This window comes from Streptomyces sp. NPDC099050, assembly GCF_044759865.1.
Taxonomy (GTDB): domain Bacteria; phylum Actinomycetota; class Actinomycetes; order Streptomycetales; family Streptomycetaceae; genus Streptomyces.
Window position 1 is genome coordinate 128,268 of record NZ_JBIWAE010000012.1, and the last position, 17,934, is coordinate 146,201.

5 protein-coding genes are annotated in these 17,934 nt (G+C 72.2%); 2 read left to right on the forward strand and 3 right to left on the reverse strand.

The window, feature by feature from the left end:
* Nucleotide 1: 1 nt before the first annotated feature.
* The 3 genes from ACIQV3_RS21320 to entS all read right to left on the reverse strand — a co-directional run bounded on the left by ACIQV3_RS21320 (nt 2) and on the right by entS (nt 3,471).
* On the reverse strand, nt 2–1,090 hold the full coding sequence (locus ACIQV3_RS21320; RefSeq protein ID WP_403713989.1) for a FecCD family ABC transporter permease: 1,089 nt from the start codon (nt 1,088–1,090) through the stop codon (nt 2–4).
* Nucleotides 1,090–2,034, reverse strand: coding sequence for a FecCD family ABC transporter permease (locus tag ACIQV3_RS21325; RefSeq protein WP_403713990.1), 945 nt, complete (start codon nt 2,032–2,034; stop codon nt 1,090–1,092). The genes ACIQV3_RS21320 and ACIQV3_RS21325 overlap by 1 nt, the downstream gene beginning before the upstream one ends.
* A 177-nt stretch (nt 2,035–2,211) precedes the next feature.
* Entirely contained in the window at nt 2,212–3,471 is a 1,260-nt protein-coding gene (gene entS / locus ACIQV3_RS21330) for an enterobactin transporter EntS (RefSeq protein WP_403713991.1), read from the reverse strand.
* Between the two features lie 195 nt (nt 3,472–3,666).
* On the opposite strand from entS, the gene ACIQV3_RS21335 reads away from it, so the two are divergent.
* Both ACIQV3_RS21335 and ACIQV3_RS21340 read left to right on the forward strand, forming a co-directional pair.
* Nucleotides 3,667–11,553: an amino acid adenylation domain-containing protein gene (locus ACIQV3_RS21335; protein WP_403714142.1), complete on the forward strand. Its 7,887-nt coding sequence runs from the start codon at nt 3,667–3,669 to the stop codon at nt 11,551–11,553.
* Entirely contained in the window at nt 11,550–17,891 is a 6,342-nt protein-coding gene (locus tag ACIQV3_RS21340; RefSeq protein ID WP_403713992.1) for an amino acid adenylation domain-containing protein, read from the forward strand. The genes ACIQV3_RS21335 and ACIQV3_RS21340 overlap by 4 nt, the downstream gene beginning before the upstream one ends.
* The last annotated feature ends 43 nt before the right edge of the window (nt 17,892–17,934 follow it).

Below are 17,934 nucleotides of genomic sequence, written 5' to 3' on the forward strand. Positions count from 1 at the left end.
GTCAGCCTCCTGTGCCGGTTCGGTTCATTCTGCCGAGAAGCCACAGCAGAACAGGGGCGCCGATGACACCGGTCACGACGCCTACGGGAAGTTCTATGCCGGACAGCAGCTCGCGGCCCAGCACGTCGCCGACCAGGACCACGAGCGCCCCGACCAGCCCGGACGCCACGAGGGCGGGCCCAGGGGTCCGGACGAGACGCAGCGCGATCTGCGGGGAGATCAGCGCGACGAAGGCGATCGGCCCGGCCGCCGCGGTGCCGAAGGACACGAGTGCCGCGCCGGCGGCGAGCAGGGCGATGCGCGCGCCCTGTACGGGCACGCCGAGGACGCGCGCCGACTGGTCGCCGAGCTGGAGCCCGATCAGCCACGGGGTCAGGGCTGCCACGCAGGGCAGCAGCAGCGCCAGGGAGAGCGCCAGGGGTCCGACGTGCTCCCAGCCGCGGGCGTTGAGACTGCCCGTCAGCCACATCAGTGCCTGCTGGACCTGGTAGATCCCGGCCTTGAGCAGGAGGTAGCTCGTGACGCTGGCGCAGAGCGAGGCGATCCCGATGCCGACCAGGATGATGCGGAAGCCGGTGGTACCGCCGTTCCAGGCGAGCAGGTAAATCAGCAGCGCGGCTCCGAGACCGCCGATGAGGGCCAGTACCTGCAGGCCCAGTCCGGCCCCCAGGCCCATCAGCATGCCCGCGGTCGCCACCATTCCGGAGCCGGCCGAGATCCCGATGAGGTCGGGGCTGGCCAGCGGGTTCCGCGTGATGGACTGGAAGATCGCCCCGGAGACTCCGAAGGCGACTCCGCAGAGCAGGGCGACCAGCGCCCTGGGCAGCCGGAGATCGTGCACCACCATGGCGGTGACCTCGTCGCCGTCGCCCGCCAGGCTGGCGACGACCTCGGTGAACGGCAGGTTCAGCTCGCCCAGGGCGAGGTCGACGACGAAGGCGCAGGCGACCGTGACGGCCAGTGCGACGCAGACGGCGACCGATCGGGGCCGCACCACCCAGGACGCCCGGGTCCGCGGCACTCTGACCACCACGGCTCCGGCCCGCCGAACGGCTTTCGCCCCGCTCACGGCTTCGGTTGTGCTCGTCATCAGAGTTCCTGGAGGCGACGGCGGCGGACGAGGGCGATGAAGAAGGGCGCACCGATGACCGTGACGACGATGCCCACGTGCAGTTCGTCGGGCCGGGCGACCAGCCGTCCGAGGATGTCGGCCGCGAGCAGCAGGATGGGACCGACGAGCGCCGAGTGCGCGAGGATCCAGCGGTTGTCGGGCCCGGTGAAGTGCCGTACCGCCTGCGGAACCACCAGACCCACGAAGGCGATGGGGCCGCAGAGGGCGACGGCTCCGCCGGCGAGGAGCGTCACCGCTGCCGCGCCGCGCAGACGGATGAGACCGACGTGCTGTCCGAGGGACTTCGCGACCCCGTCACCCAGCGCGAGGCTGTTCAGTGCCGGCGCGGTGAAGGCGGCGAGGACGCCTCCGGCTGCCAGGAAGGGAAGGACCTGGACGAGTATCCCGGCGGACTGACCGGTGAGCGAACCCACGGCCCAGAAGCGGTAGTCGCCGAGCGAGGCCGCGTCGAACAGGAGCACCGCGTTGACCAGGGACTGGAGCAGCGCGGACACCGCCGCGCCGGCCAGGGCGAGTTTGGCGGGGGTGGCGCCGCCGCGTCCGGCCGATCCCAGTGCGTAGACCAAGGCCATGGCGAGCAGGGCGCCGGCAAAGCCGAACCACACGTATCCGTAGACGGAGGTGATGCCGAGGATGCCGGTGGTGACGACGATTCCCAGCGCGGCGCCGGCGCTCACGCCGAGGATCCCCGGGTCCGCGAGCGGGTTGCGGGTGAGCGCCTGCATGAGCGCTCCGGCGACGGCGATGGCCGAGCCCACGAGAAGGCCGTAGAGCGTACGGGAGAGTCTCATCTCCCGTACGATTCCGGCCTCTTCGGAGCCGTCCGACTGGAACAGCAGGCTGACGACCCGGTCCAGGGGTATGGACTTGGTACCGAGCGCCAGTGACAGCAGGCAGAGCATTGCCAGGATGACGAACGAGGCTGCAAGCCAGAGGAGATGGGAGCGGAGAAGGCGGGATGCCTTCACCGGCGGCCTGTCTGGTGGAGCGGTCGCGCTTGGTGCCTCATGAATCACGGACAAAGGATAGCCATACCTAACTCTGCTAGACAGGTTCCGGACAAAGCCGTTGCTCCACCGTTATCCCGCGGCACCCGCTTCGGCCGCCTGCGCCCCGTCCGAGGTCTTCAGCTGCGCGTCGAGTCGCCACAGTTCGGGATAGAACAGGGCCACCAACCCCGCACCGACGACACAGACGGCGCCCCCCACGGCCACGGTCGTGGCGGGGCCGAAGAACGAGGCCCCGAGACCGGCCAGGACACCGCCGAGGGCGGGAGCCGTCATCGCCTGTGCGAGCCACAGGCTTCCGACACGCCCCTGCAGGCGGTCGGGCGTGTGCTGCATGAGCAGGGTGCGCCGCAGGATCTCCGAGATGGTGTCAGCCATGCCGCCGAGCGCGAGGAAGACGAGGCCGAATCCGAGCAGCGGACTCAGTCCGAAGGCCATGCAGGCGAGCCCGAAGGCGGCCACGGCGGCGAACAGTACACGCCCCGGGGAGCCGAGGCGCCCCGTCCACCCGGAGGTGACCGACGCCAGTGTCGCGCCGACCATCGGGGCCGTGGTGAGAATGCCGACCAGCTCCGGCCCTCCGCCGAACCGCTGTTCGGCGAGCTGCGGGAAGAGGGCGGCCGGCGTGGCGAACAGTGCCGCGCAGAGGTCGACGACCAGCACTGCGCCGACGATGCGGCTGCCGCGCACGAAGGCGAATCCCTCGCGCAGGGCGTCCAGCGGGCCGGGCTGTTCCTCGTCCACGCCCTCCGGGGGCATCGGGCCGAGGCCGGCCAGGCAAAGCACGGTCACGGCGGTTCCAGCGGCGGCCACCGCGAAGGTGGCGGCGAGCCCGGGGCCCGCGATCAGCAGGCCTCCCAGGACGGGACCGGCGATCGCTCCGATGGTGGTCGTGACCGTGATCAGAGCACCGGTCGCGGGCAGGAGTTCTTCGGAGACGAGGCTGGGTACCACGGCGGTCATGGCCGTCTCGGCCACTCCCTCGGTGAGGCCGAAGAGACCGCCCAGGAGATAGATCACCCACAGCTGGGGGTGATCGGACGCGGCATTGAACGAGAGCGCGGCGAAGGTGACGACCGCCCAGCAACTGCCGACCATGATGAGGCGCTTGCGGTTCTGCCGGTCGGCGAGGATGCCGCCGACGAGCAGACCGGCCAGCAGGCCGGTTCCCAGCACGAGGCTGACAGCTGCCACCTGGGTGGACGAGCGGGACTGCCCGTACACCTGGACGACCACGCCCACCGAGGTGAGTCCTATGCACAGCAAGGAGAGGATCCGGGCCGCCAGGACGAGCGCCAACGCCCGGCTCCGGCGTATCGGAGTCAGGTCCAAGCTCAGTTCTTTCAGGCGCACCAAGTCCCCTTTGCCCCACTTGATTGTCATTTCCCCCGCCATGCGCTATGGCTGAATAAGGCTAGCCTAAGTTAAGGTGCCCAACGAACTGTGTGGTTTCGAGGGGACGTGAACTTCTTGTCGGGTGCGAGCAGCGACAACATCGGCGACTTGGCAGCTCAGCGTGCTGAATTGATGCGCCGCCGCCTGGCCGAGCGAGGGGTGAAAGCCACCTCCGGTCAAGCTCCTGTGTCGGCCCGCCACTTCGGCCCGGCTCCGCTTTCGGCTGCCCAGCGCCGGATGTGGCTCCAGCACGCGCTGGACCCGGAAGGCGTCGCGTACAACGTCTGCGTCGGCGCCCGCCTCACCGGGCCCCTGTCGGAGGAAGGCCTGGAGCGCGCGCTGCGGACGGTCATCGACCGTCACGAGGTGCTGCACTCCGTGTACCGGGCGGCCGATGACGGGGAGCCGACGCAGGTCGTGGTGGACTCGCAGGCACTGCGCTTCGATACCACCGACCTGTCCTCGCTGCCCGCGCCGGAACGCGAGGGTGCGGTGGACCGGGCGGCGTCCGAACTCGCCTCCCAGCCCTTCGATCTCACCACCGACCTTCCGGTCAGGCTGAAGCTGTTGCGCCTTTCGGCGCAGGAGCACGTCCTGCTGCTGGTGGCCCACCACATCGCCTGGGACGACGCCAGTTGGTCCGTGCTCCTCACTGAGTTGCGGGCCGTCTACACGGGCAGTGAGCTGCCTCCGCTGTCCGCGCAGTACGCCGACATGGCCGTCCGCGAGGCGAAGCGGCCCGGCTGGACCGATGAGGATCTGGGCTACTGGCGGCGCACCCTGGCCGACCCTCCCCCGCCGCTGCCCCTCGCCACCGATTTCTCCCGCACCGGCGAACGGGCCGAGCAGGGCGGCCGGATCACCCGTACGCTGCCCGCGGCCCTCCGGGAGCGCGTGCATGCGACCGGCCGGTCGGAGGGAGCCACTCCCTTCATGGTCTTGCTGGCGGCGTTCAACGCCCTGCTGCACCGCGTCGGCGGAACCGACGACCTGATGGTCGGCTCTCCGACCGTCCACCGCGAGGACCCCGGAGCCGACGCGCTCGTCGGGAACTTCGGCAACACCCTCGTGCTGCGCAGCCGCACCACGGCCGACACCACGTTCCGCTCCTTCCTCCAGGACGTCCGCGCGGTCTGCCTGTCCGCCTACGCACACCAGCGCGTCCCGTTCGACACCCTGGTGCAGGAGCTGCGGCCCGAACGGGCCGCCGGCCACCAGGTCTTCTTCGACGTGATGTTCTCCCTGCGCAGCGATGTCTGGGAGGGCTTCGACCTGCCCGGCGTACGGGTCACCGAACGTCCCGTGGACAACGGCGCGGCCGCGTTCGACCTGGCGATGGCCGCGATCCTGTCCCCCGACGGGACCCTCGGCCTGGACGTCACCTATCGCACCGACCTCTACTCCGAGGCCACGGTCGAAGATCTCATCCGTCGGTTCGAAACCCTGCTGGCCTCCGCGCTGGACCAGCCGGACACACCGCTCGGTGACATCGACCTGCTGGGCCCGGGTGAGCGCGAGCTCGTCCTCGACACCTGGGGCAGCGACCGCCGTCCGCAACAGCACGCGACCATCGCGGAGATGTTCCGCGCACAGGTCCGGCGTTCCCCCGACGCCGAAGCCCTCGTCTGGGAGGCCGAGGGGCCGGGCTCCGCCGGCGGTTCCCTGACGTACCGGGAGCTGGACGAGCGCTCGGACCTCCTCGCGGCCGAACTCGCCGCGCTCGGCGCCGTTCCCGAGAGGGTCGTGGCCATCGCGCTGCCGCGTTCCGAGAATTTCCTGATCAGCGCCCTGGCCGTGCTGAAAACCGGAGCGGCCTACCTGCCGGTCGACCCGGACTACCCGGCGGACCGGATCGCCATGATGTTGGAGGACGCCCGGCCGGCGCTCCTCGTGACCGAGAGCGGGACGGCTCCGCGGATTCCCGCGACCGGCGTCCCCGTCCTGCGGATCGACGACGCGGACGGGGGCACGGACAGGGGCGCCGACGCGCTTCCCCCGATCGGCGCGTGTCCGGCCACCCCCGAGCAGGCCGCGTACCTCATCTTCACCTCGGGCTCGACCGGGCGTCCCAAGGGTGTCGTGGTCACCCACGTGGGCATACCCAGCCTGGTGTCGACCATGGCCGAGGAGCTCGGCGCGGGGCCCGGAGCGCGTGTCCTGCAGTTCGCGTCCATGAGCTTCGACACCTCGGTGTGGGAATGGACCATGGGTCTGCTCACCGGTGCCGCGCTCGTCATCGTTCCCTCCGACAAGCGGCTCGGGGTGCCGCTGGCGGAGTTCTGCGCCCGCCATGCCGTCACCCACCTGACCCTGCCGCCCGGCGTACTCGCCACGCTGCCGGACGAGCGGGCCCTGCCCGCCGGTGTCACCCTCATCGTGGCCGGTGAGGCGTGTCCGCCCGAGATGATGCGGCGGTGGTCGGCGACCACCCGCATGTTCAACTCGTACGGCCCCACCGAGACGACCGTCGACGCCACCCTGTGGGCCTGCTCACCGGATCACCCGCGCCCGGTCGTTCCCATCGGGCGCCCCGTGCACAGCACTTCGGTGCGCCTCCTGGACGACCGTCTCCGTCTCGTCGCCCCCGGCACTCCGGGTGAGCTCTTCGTGGCGGGCGAGGGCCTGGCCCGCGGATACCTGGACCGGCCGGACCTCACGGCCTCACGCTTCGTCGCCGACCCCTACGGCGCTCCGGGGTCGCGGATGTACCGCACCGGAGACCTGGCCCGCTGGACGCCCGACGGGATCCTCGAATACCTGGGCCGCGTGGACCACCAGGTCAAGATCCGCGGCTTCCGCGTCGAGCCCGGCGAGATCGAACAGCTGCTGCGCGCGGACACCGAGGTCGCGCAGGCGGCCGTCATCGCCCGTGAGGACACCCCGGGCGACCTCCGCCTGGTCGCCTACGTCACGCCTTCGGCGCCCGGCGGCCGGCCCGACGCCGCGCGGCTGCGTGCGGAACTCGCGGGGACGCTGCCCGACCACATGGTTCCGGCCGCCATCGTGCCCCTGGAGAAGCTGCCGCTGACCAGCAACGGCAAGCTCGACCGCCGGGCCCTGCCCGTACCGGTGTACAAGGCCACGGCAGGCCGCGCGCCGGCGAACGCCGAGGAAGCCCGGCTGTGCCTGCTCTTCGCCGAGGTGCTCGAACTTCACGCAGTCGGCCCGGACGACAACTTCTTCGAGCTGGGCGGGCACTCCATGCTCGCCGCACGGCTGATCAGCCGCATCGACTCCGAACTGGGCTTCCGGCCGCGGCTGCGCGCGCTCTTCGACGCACCGACCCCCGCCGGTATCGCCCGTCTGTCCAGTGCGGCGGCCGCCGGCCCGGCTACCGGACTTCCTGAGCTGCATCCCCGTGACGGCGGCGGCCCGGCGCCGCTGTCCTTCGCCCAGCAGCGACTGTGGGTCCTCAGCCGTCTGGAGGAGGCCGGCGCGGCCTACAACATTCCGCTGGCCCTGCGGATCGAGGGGCCGCTGGACACCGCGGCCCTCCACAATGCCGTGCGGGACGTGGCCGGTCGTCACGACATCCTGCGTACCGTCTTCCTGGAGGAGAACGGCAGCCCGGTGCAGGTCGTCCTGCCCGAGTTCCGGGCGGCGGGCCTGGAAGTGCGCACCGTCGCCGAGGCCGATCTGGAGTCCGCGCTGACCTCCGCCTCGGCGCACGTCTTCGCCCTGGCGGAGGAACCGCCCCTGCGGACCACGGTCTTCCACCTCGGTCAGGACGACCACGTCCTGCTCCTGCTCCTCCACCACATCGCCGGTGACGGTCAGTCCCTGCAGGTCCTCGTCGGCGAGCTCGCGGAGGCCTACGAGGCCCGCCTCGGCGGCGCGGCCCCCGCGTGGCAGCCCCTCCCGGTGCAGTACGCCGACTTCGCGGTCTGGCAGCGTGCGGCGCTGGGCGACCCCGCCGACCCGCAGAGCCCGGCCGCCGTGCAGGCGGCGTACTGGCGGGCGGCACTCGACGGTGCTCCCGACGAGCTGCGGCTGCCGACGGACCGGCCGCGGCCGGCCGAGTCCGGCAACACCGGCGGCCTGACCCGCTTCGAGGTCGGCCACGACACCGCGCGCGCCGTGCGCGAGCTGGCGGGCCGGCTGGGCGTCACGCCCTTCATGGTGTACCAGGCCGCCGTGGCCGTCCTGTTGGGACGACTCGGCGCGGGCGAGGACATCCCCCTCGGCACCCCGGTCGCGGGCCGCCCCGACGCGACGCTCGAAGGCATGGTCGGGTTCTTCGTCAACACGCTCGTGCTGCGCACCGACATCTCGGGCTCCCCCTCCTTCGAGGAGCTGCTGCTCCGGGTCCGGCGCTCCAACCTCGACGCGTACGACCACCAGGACCTGCCGTTCGAGCGGCTGGTCGAGATCCTGAATCCGCCGCGCTCCACGGCCCGCCACCCGCTGTTCCAGGTGATGGTGGTGCACCAGAGCGGCACCGCCTCCGAACTCCCCGTCGAGGGCCTGCGTTCGCGGCCGCACGTCGTGGCCACCGAGACGGCGACCTTCGACCTCAGCCTGACGTTCATCGAGGACTTCGACCCCGACACCGAGCCGGGCGACGTCAGCGGCTTCGCCGAGTACAGCCGCGACCTCTTCGACCGCTCCACGGTGGACGCCTTGACCGCCCGCCTGGGCGCACTGCTGACCTCCCTCGCGGGTCGGCCCGAACTGCCCGTGGACCGGCACGAACTGCTCTCCGCCGAGGAGCGCGCGTCGTTGCTCGCCCCGCCCGTCCCCGCTCCCTCCGCGCCCGCCCTGCACGTGGCGGTGGCGCGGCAGGCAGCGCTGACTCCCGACGCCGTGGCACTGGTGACCAAGAGCGCCACCAGTGTCCTTGCGCACATGACGTACGCGGAACTCGACGCCGCGGCGGATCGGGTGGCCCAGCTGCTCGCGAGCCGGGGCGCCGGCCCGGAGAAGCTGGTCGCGCTCGCCCTCCCCCGACGCCACATGGTGCCCGCGCTGCTCGGTGTGCTGCGGTCGGGCGCCGCGTTCCTTCCCCTGGACACGACCTACCCCCCGGAGCGCCTGGCCGAGACCCTGCTCGACGCGGCACCGGTGTGCGTCCTGTCCTCCCGGGAGCTCGGCTTCACTCCGCCCGGCGGCGTCGACGTCCCGACGGTGTTCCTGGACGACCCGGTTCCGGCCGGACTCCCCGTGCCCACGGGTGCGGTGGACCCGCGGAACGCCGCGTACGTCATCTACACCTCGGGCTCCACGGGGAAGCCCAAGGGTGTGGTCGTATCGCACGCCAACCTGTCCAACCTGTTCTCGGCACACACCTCGACCCTGTTCCCGGCCGAGGTGCCGGAGGCCGGAGGCCGCCGCATCCGCGTGGGCCACATCGCCTCCTTCGCCTTCGACGCCTCGCTCGACCCGGTGGTCCTGATGGCGGGCGGGCACGAACTGCACGTCCTCGACGAGGACACCTACCCGGACGCGGAAGCGGTGGCCGCCTACGTCGCGGCCCAGGAGATCGACTATCTGGACCTGACCCCCGCCCACCTGCAACAGCTCATCAAGCACGGCCTCCTCGCCGAGGACCGCCACCGCCCGGTGCTGCTCGGCCCCGGCGCCGATGCCATGCCGGACGCCCTGTGGCGGGAGCTCGGTGAGAACGAGGCGGTGACCGCCTACAACTTCTACGGGCCGACCGAGTGCACGGTCGACTCCGTCGTCGCCAAGGTCACCGGTCGGGGCGCGCCCCGCATCGGGCGGCCCATCGCGGGCGCGGGAGCGTACGTGCTCGACGCCGGCTTGCGCCCGGTTCCCGCGGGCGTCACGGGCGAGCTGTACATCACCGGCGCCGGGCTCGCCCGCGGATACCTCGGACGCGCCGCCCTGACCGCCGAGCGGTTCGTCGCGGCCCCGTTCGGCGAGCCCGGCGAGCGGATGTACCGCACGGGTGACCTCGCCCGGTGGACGGCCGACGGCGAGCTGGAGTGCCTCGGTCGCGCCGACAACCAGGTGAAGATCCGGGGGTTCCGCATCGAACCCGGCGAGATCGAGGCGGTCCTCGGCCGGCACGACGGCGTGAGCGAGGTCGCGGTCATCGCCCGCGACGACCTGCCCGGCTCGCGCCGCCTGGTGGCGTACGTGGTTCCGGCCCCCGGCCGCGCCGCCGATCCCGAAAGCTGGCGCGCGCACGCCTCGGCGCTGCTCCCCGAGCACATGGTGCCGTCGCTCTGGGTAGCGCTGGAAAGCCTGCCCCAGTCCGGCAACCGCAAGCTGGACCGGGCCGCGCTGCCCCTGCCCGAGCTGCCCGTCGCGGGCGGCGGCCGTAGCCCGGCGACGGAGGCGGAGCGCGTCTTCCGGGACCTGTTCGCCGGCCTGCTGGGCCAGGAGGACGTGGACGTCGACAGCAACTTCTTCGAACTGGGCGGGGACAGCATCGTCTCCATCCAGCTGGTGAGCCGGGCCCGCGCCGCGGGCTGGTCCGTCGGGCCCCGCGAGGTGTTCCGCCACCAGAGCCCGGCCGCGCTCGCGGCGGTCGCCACGCCGCTGGCCGGCGCCGCCACGGCGCCCGCCGACCCGGGTACCGGTCGAATCGCCGAGACCCCGATCATGGCCTGGCTGCGCGAGCTCTCCGAGTCCGTCGACCCGCCGGCGCCGATCGACGCGTACAGCCAGGGCATGACGCTCGTGACGCCGGCTGGACTGACGCGGGAACAGCTCGCCGCGGTGCTCCAGACCGTGCTCGACGCGCATCCGGTGCTGCGCTCGGCCCTGGTGCGCACGGATGACCGCCGGTGGGAGCTGGACGTGCCGGAGCCCGGTACGGTCCGGGCCGAAGACCTGCTGCGGACCGCCGCCTCCGAAGACCTCGCGGGCGAGGCCGCTGCCGCCGCCGACCGGCTCCGGCCGGCAGAGGGAACGATGCTTCAGGCGGTGTGGCTGCCCGGCGCCGATGCGGCTGCCACGGGACAGCTGGTCCTCGTCATCCACCACCTCGTGGTCGACGGGGTGTCGTGGCGGATCCTGTGCGCCGACCTCGCGGCGGCCTCGCAGGGGGGAGGCCTGGCGACCGCCCCGGCGGGCACGTCCGTACGGACGTGGTCCGACCGGCTCCGCGCCTACGCGGCCGATGGCACGCCGACCCGTGCCGACAAGTGGACGGCAGCTCTAAGCGACGGAATCAGCCTGCCCGGACGCCCGTTGGACCCGGCACGCGACACCACAGCCACCTCGCGCCGTCACACGGTGGAGGTCGGACCGGAGCTGACGGGAGCAGTGCTCTCGAAGATCCCGGCCGCGTTCCACTGCGGCACCGAGGACGTGCTGCTGACCGCCCTTGCCCTGTCGCTCTCCGAGCAGAGCCGTAGCCGGCCGGGCTCCGGAGGCTCGGACACCGGCGTGGTCGTACAGCTGGAGGGCCACGGCCGCTACGAGTACGCCGTTCCCGGTGCCGACCTGTCGCGCACCGTCGGCTGGTTCACCACGGTGCACCCCGTACGTCTGGACGCCGGCCGCGTCGACCCCACGGCCGCCAGGTCCGGGGGGCCGGAAGTCGGCCAGGCACTCAAGGCCGTGAAGGAGCAGGTGCGGGCCTTCCAGGACGGCGGCGACGGCGGGCTGGAGTTCGGCGCCCTGCGCCACCTGAACCCGGACACCGCCGGCGAACTCGCCGCCCTGCCCGTGCCCGAGATCTGCTTCAACTACCTCGGACGCATCGGTGGTGGTGAGGGACGGACCCCATGGGAGCCCATCGCCGGTGAGGCCGGCCTCTTCCACCGCACCGACCCGGCCCTGCCCCTCGGGCATCGGCTGGAGATCGACGCCCTCGTCGCCGCAGACCCCCGCGGTCCGGTCCTGCGCGCCACCTTCTCCTGGGCCGGGGAGGCAGTGGACGAAGCCGAGGTCCGGTCCCTGGCGGACGCCTGGCTCGCCTACCTGGACGCGCTGGCCCTGCACGCGGAAAACCCCGACGCCGGTGGCTGGACGCCCTCCGACCTCTCCTTGACTGGTCTCAGCCAGGACGAGATCGACGATTTTGAATCCGATTGGAGCCTTTCGTGACTGCCCGGTCCGACCTCGAAGACATCCTCCCCCTCACGCCCCTTCAGGAGGGTCTGCTCTTCCGCGCCGAACTGGACGACCAGGGCCACGACGTGTACGCGGGACAGCTCTCGCTCACCCTGCGCGGTTTCCTGGACCCGGACCGGCTGCACGTCGCCGCGCAGCGCCTGCTCGACCGGCACCCCGCTCTGCGTGCCGCCTTCCGCCGCAACAAGCAGGGCCGCGCCGCCGCCCTGATACCCAGGCGGGCCACCGTTCCGTGGACGTTCACCGACCTCGCTGCCGTCGCGGAGGGGGAGCGCGAGGCCGAGGCGGACCGGCTGGCGAAGCGCGATCTGGAGCAGCGCTTCGATCTCGGCCGACCGCCGCTGATCCGGTTCGCCCTCGTACGGTTCGGACCGGAGCACCACCGGCTGACGCTGACGGTGCACCACATCATCCTCGACGGCTGGTCGCAGCCGATCCTCGTGCAGGACCTGTTCGCCCTGTACACGTCGGGCGGCGACCGCACCACCCTGCCGCCCGTCGCCTCGCCCCGCCGGTACGCGGAGTGGCTGGGAGCCCAGGACAAGGGCGCGGCGGCGGACGCGTGGCGCACCGCGCTCGCCGGCCAGGACCAGCCCACCCTGATCGCCCCCGGGGCCGGCTCGACGGTGACGGAGCTGCCCCTCGGCCTGGTCGTAGAGCTGGGGGAAGAGCTCACCAGCACGCTCGGCGCCACCGCGCGCTCTCGCGGGCTCACCCTGGGCACGGTCGCCCAGGGGGCCTGGGGCCTTGCCCTGGCCCGCTCGCTGGGCCGCGACGACGTCGTCTTCGGGACGACCGTCTCGGGCCGGCCGGCCGACCTGCCCGGTGTGGAGGCCATGGTCGGCGTCTTCATCAACACCGTTCCCGTACGGGTCACTCTGCCGCCCGCCGAGCCGTACGCGGGCGCACTGGCCAGGCTTCAGGAAGAACAGTCCCGGCTCGCCGACCACCAGCACCTGGGGCTGGCCGAGATCCAGCGGATCGCCGGCGGAGGCGACCTCTTCGACACCCTCGCGGTCGTCGAGAACTATCCCTTCGACCCGGACAGCCTGGCCGAGCTCGCCCCCGGTCTGCGCCTGACGGATTCGGGAGGCGGGGAGGGCGTGCACTACCCGCTGGCCCTGACCGTCCTGCCGGGCCGGCGCATGCGCCTGGAGCTGGGGTACCGCCCGGACGCCATCGCCCGGGAGGACGTGGCGCGGATCGCCGAGCGACTGCGCCGGGCACTGGAGACGTTCGCCACGGCACCCGACACTCCCCTGGGCCGGATCGACCTGCTCGACGCGGCCGAAGCGCACGCACTGACCTCTTCCGACACCGCCAGGGCCGTCCCCGACACCACGCTGACGGCGCTGTTGGCCGACCAGACCGTGCGGACGCCGGACGCAACGGCAGTCCTGTTCGAGGATCAGGAGCTGACGTACTCGGAGCTGGAGGCGCGCGCCGGGCAGGTCGCCGACTGGCTCGTCGCCCGCGGAGTCGGCGCCGGTGACATCGTCGCGGTCGCCCTGCCCCGCTCGGTGGAGCTGATCGTGGCCCTGGGCGCCGTACTGCGCGCCGGAGCCGCCTACCTGCCGCTCGACCCGGGATATCCCGCCGAGCGACTGGCCCTGATGCTGGAGGACGCCGAGCCGGCCGCGCTGCTCACCGACTCGGCAACGCTGGCTCTCCTGCCCGCCGACGCCCTCGCGCCCGGCGCCGCCGTCCTCGCGCTGGACTCGGCCGACGCCGCCGCGCTGCCGGCGGCCACCGGCGCCCGGGTGCCGGTGCGCCCCGAGCATCCCGCGTACGTGATCTACACCTCGGGTTCGACCGGACGGCCCAAGGGCGTGGTCGTGCCGCACCGCGCCATCGTCAACCGCCTGCTGTGGACGCAGGACGAGTACGGCCTCACCGCCTCCGACCGTGTCCTGCAGAAGACCCCGTCGAGCTTCGACGTGTCGGTGTGGGAGTTCTTCTGGCCGCTGATCACGGGCGCCACCCTGGTCGTCGCCAAGCCCGGCGGCCACCAGGATCCGCGCTACCTCGCACGCCTGATCCAGGAGCGTGCGGTCACGACCGCGCACTTCGTCCCGTCGATGCTGCGGGCCTTCCTCCAGGAACCGGAGAGCGCCGGCTGCACGGGACTCACCCGCGTCCTGTGCAGTGGAGAGGCGCTGGTCGGCGACCTCGTCGAGACCTTCCACGCGCTGTACGGCGGACAGGTGGAACTGCACAACCTCTACGGCCCCACCGAGGCCGCGGTCGACGTCACCTCTTGGCCGTGCCCTCCCACCGGTGCCCCCGGAGCGGCGGTGCCGATCGGCCGGCCCGTCTGGAACACCAGCGTGTACGTGCTGGACGCCGCGCTGCGGCCGGTGCCGGCAGGCGTGCCCGGCGAGTTGTACCTGTCGGGCGCGCAGCTCGCCGACGGCTACCTCGCCCGGCCGAACCTGACCTCCGAACGCTTCGTCGCCGACCCGTACGGGGCGCCCGGCACGCGCATGTACCGGACCGGTGACCTCGCCCTGCGCACCGCGGACGGCGTGATCGAGTACCTGGGCCGCACCGACGGCCAGGTCAAGATCCGCGGCTTCCGCATCGAGACGGGGGAGATCGAGGCCGCCCTGCTGAGCCGGCCCGAGGTCACCGAGGCGGCCGTGGTCGCCCGTACGGTGCTCCGGCAGTCCGATCCGGTCCTCGTCGCCTACGTCGTGGGCGCACCCGGCTCGGCACCCGATCCGTCCGTGCTGCGTACCGCGCTGGCGGCGAGCCTGCCGCCGCAGCTGCTCCCGTCCGCGTACGTCGTCCTGGACTCGCTCCCGCTGTCGCCGAGCGGCAAGCTGGACCGGTCCGCGCTGCCGGACCCGGACCAGGAACCGTCCACGGACGGCCGCAGGCCCCGCACCCCCTCCGAGGAGATCCTGTGCGATCTGTTCGCGGAGGTGCTGGGCCTGCCCCAGGTCGGCATCGACGACGACTTCTTCGCGCTGGGCGGCCATTCGCTGCTGGCGACCCGGCTCGCCAGCCGGGTACGCACGGTGCTCGGCGTCGAGCTGCCCTTGCGCACCGTCTTCGACCACCCGACCGTCGCCGCGCTCGGCACGCGGCTCGGTGACCGCGCCGACCGGCCGGTGCTGCGGGGCGGCGAGCGGCCCGATCCGCTCCCGCTGTCGTTCGCGCAGGCCCGCATGTGGTTCCTGTACCGGCTGGAGGGACCCAACCCGGCCTACAACATGGCCTTCGCCGCGAGGCTGTCCGGGCCCCTCGACGCCGATGCGCTGCGGGCGGCCCTCGGTGACCTCACCGACCGCCACGAGGCCTTGCGGACGGTCCTCCCCGACGAGAACGGCACACCTCGTCAGCTCATCCTCTCCCCCGAGTCGGCCCGGCCCTCGATGCCGGTCAGCCACGTGGCAGGGAGCGACCTCGCAGACCGGCTGGCGCGGGCCGCCGCCCACCCCTTCCGGATCGACGAGGAACAGCCCTTCAGGGCCGAGCTGTTCACGGTCGGCCCCCAGGAGCAGGTGCTCCTTCTGGTCCTGCACCACATCGCGGCCGACGGATGGTCCGCACTGCCGCTCCTACGGGACCTCGCGGACGCGTACACGGCCCGTGCGGGCGGGAAGACCCCGGGCTGGTCCCCGTTGCCCGTGCAGTACGCGGACCACGCGGTGTGGCAGCGGAAGCTGCTCGGCGAGTCCGAGGACGCACCCGGGCTCCTGGAAGCGCAGAGCGCGTACTGGCGCAAGTCCCTGGACGGGCTGCCCGAAGAGCTGACGCTGCCCACCGACCGCCCTCGGCGCGCGATCCCCACGCTGCGCGGCGCCACCGTCGAGACGGAGATCCCCGCAGAACTACACCGTTCCCTGCGGACGTTGGCCAGGCGCTGTGACGCGAGCGTCTTCATGGTCCTGCACGCGGCGCTCGGGGCGCTGCTGACGCGTCTGGGGGCCGGCACGGACATCGCGATCGGTACTCCGATCGCGGGCCGGACCGACGACGCCGTCGACGAGGTCGTCGGGTTCTTCGCGAACACCCTGGTGCTCCGTACGGACACCTCCGGTGATCCCGGTTTCCGTACCCTGGTCTCGCGGACCCGGGAGACCGACCTCGCCGCCTACGCCCACCAGGACATCCCGTTCGAGCGGCTGGTCGAGCTGCTCAACCCCGCGCGCTCCATGGCACGCCATCCCCTGTTCCAGGTGATGCTCAGCCACCAGAGCCGGCCCGCCCTCGACCTGTCGCTCGGCGCGTGCACGGCCGTTCAGGAGCCGGTGGAGATGGGCACGGCCAAGTTCGACCTCGCGTTCGAGGTCGTGGAGGTGCAGGGCGCCGACGGCATGACCCTCGGCATCGAGTACAGCACCGACCTCTTCGACGCGGCGACGGTGTCGAACATGGCCACCCGGCTCGTGCGTCTGCTCCAGGCAGTCGTGGCGGAACCCGACCGGCCGCTGGGCAGCCTGGACCTGCTCTCCTCCGAGGAACGGAACCTGGTACTCGGGGAGTGGAGCGGGACTTCGCTGCCGGGAGGCGCCGGCACGCTGACCGAGCTGTTCGAGGAACAGGTGCGCCGCACCCCCGACAGCACGGCCCTGGTGTGCGGGGAAACCTCCTACACCTTCGCCGAGCTGGAGGAGCGGACCGCACGCCTGGCGCGGCTGCTGGCGGACCGCGGCGTCGGGCCGGAGCGGATCGTGGCCCTGCTGCTGCCGCGTACCGCCGACACCGTGGTCGCACTGCTGGCCGTCATGCGGGCGGGGGGCGCGTACCTCCCGATCGACCCGGGATACCCGGCCGGCCGCATCGAGCACATCCTCGGTGACAGCGCGCCCCGACTCCTGATCACGACGGCGGAGCTGGCCGAACGGGCCGGGTCCGTCACAACGGACGTGCTGCTGCTCGACTCCGCCGAGGTCCAGTCAGCCCTCAGCGGGGAGGGTGCCACGGGAGCGGGCGGGCCGTCCCTGCCCACACCGTCCCGCAACCACCCGGCGTACGTGATCTACACCTCGGGTTCCACGGGTCTGCCCAAGGGCGTGGTGGTGGAGCACCGGAGCATCGCGAACCTCTTCCACAGCCACCGCGAGCTGCTCTACCGGCCGACGGTCACCGCCGCGGGGGGCCGCTCGCTGCGGGTCGCGCACGGCTGGTCGTTCGCTTTCGACGCTTCCTGGCAACCCCAGTTGTGGATGCTCGACGGCCACGCGCTGCACATCATCACCGAAGACACGTTGCGCGACCCGTCGTTGCTCGTCTCCTTCATCGAGGACCACCGCATCGACTTCATCGAAGTCACGCCCTCGCACGCGATGCAACTGGCGGGTGCCGGGCTGGTGAAGGACGGCCGCTCTCCGCTGCTGGCCTGGGGGGTCGGCGGCGAGGCAGTCCCTTCTCCGATGTGGAAGCAGCTGCGGGATCTCTCAGGGACGGCGGCCTTCAACCTCTACGGGCCCACCGAGGGCACGGTGGACGCGCTCGCCGCGCGCGTCGGCGACAGCGACCGACCGCTCGTGGGACGCCCCACGGCGAACACCCGTGCCTACGTCCTCGACGCGGCGCTGCGGCCGGTGCCGCCGGGCGTCATCGGCGAGCTCTACCTGGCGGGCGCGGGGCTGGCCCGCGGATACCTGGAACGCCGGACCCTGACGGCCGAGCGCTTCGTCGCCGATCCGCACGGCCCGGTGGGGACGCGGATGTACCGGACCGGAGACCTCGTTCGCTGGATGCCGGACGGTTCGGTCGACTACCTCGGCCGCACGGACGAGCAGGTGAAGATCCGCGGCTTCCGCATCGAGTTGGGCGAGATCACGGCGGCGCTGGCATCAGAGGCTTCCGTCGAGCAGGCGGCGGTCGTGGTCCGGGAGGACGGCGCACGCGGAAAGCGGATCGTCGCGTACTGCGTGCCGGCGCGCGGCGCCGTGGTGGATCCTTCGGTGCTGCGCGTCGCGCTGGCCCGTTCGCTTCCCGACTACATGGTTCCGTCGACGTTCGTCTCCCTGGACGAACTGCCGCTGACGGATCACGGCAAGCTCGACCGTGCGGCCCTTCCGGCCCCGCGCGAGGAGGTACGCCCGACCGGCCGGCGCCCGCAGGGCGAGGAGGAGAAGCTGGTCTGCTCGGTGTTCGCAGACCTCCTGGAGGTGCCGGAGGTCAGTGCCGAGGCCAGCTTCTTCGAACTGGGCGGACACTCCATGCTCCTCGTCCGCCTGCGTGAGCGGCTGAAGGAGGCCGCCGGCGTCCACCTCGGGATCGCCGACTTCTTCGCCCATCCGACGGCGGAGGCATTGGCGGTACTGATCCGGGAACGGCAGACGAGCGGCAGCTGACCTTGCGGGGGCCCGGGCTCACAACGGCCCGGGTCCCCGTAGG

Excerpts from the sequence above, each read along its gene's own strand:
- ACIQV3_RS21320 (WP_403713989.1), bottom strand. The coding sequence starts at position 1,090 with ATGACGAGCACAACCGAAGCCGTGAGCGGGGCGAAAGCCGTTCGGCGG.
- ACIQV3_RS21325 (WP_403713990.1), bottom strand. The coding sequence starts at position 2,034 with ATGCTCTGCCTGCTGTCACTGGCGCTCGGTACCAAGTCCATACCCCTG.
- ACIQV3_RS21335 (WP_403714142.1), top strand. The coding sequence starts at position 3,667 with ATGCGCCGCCGCCTGGCCGAGCGAGGGGTGAAAGCCACCTCCGGTCAA.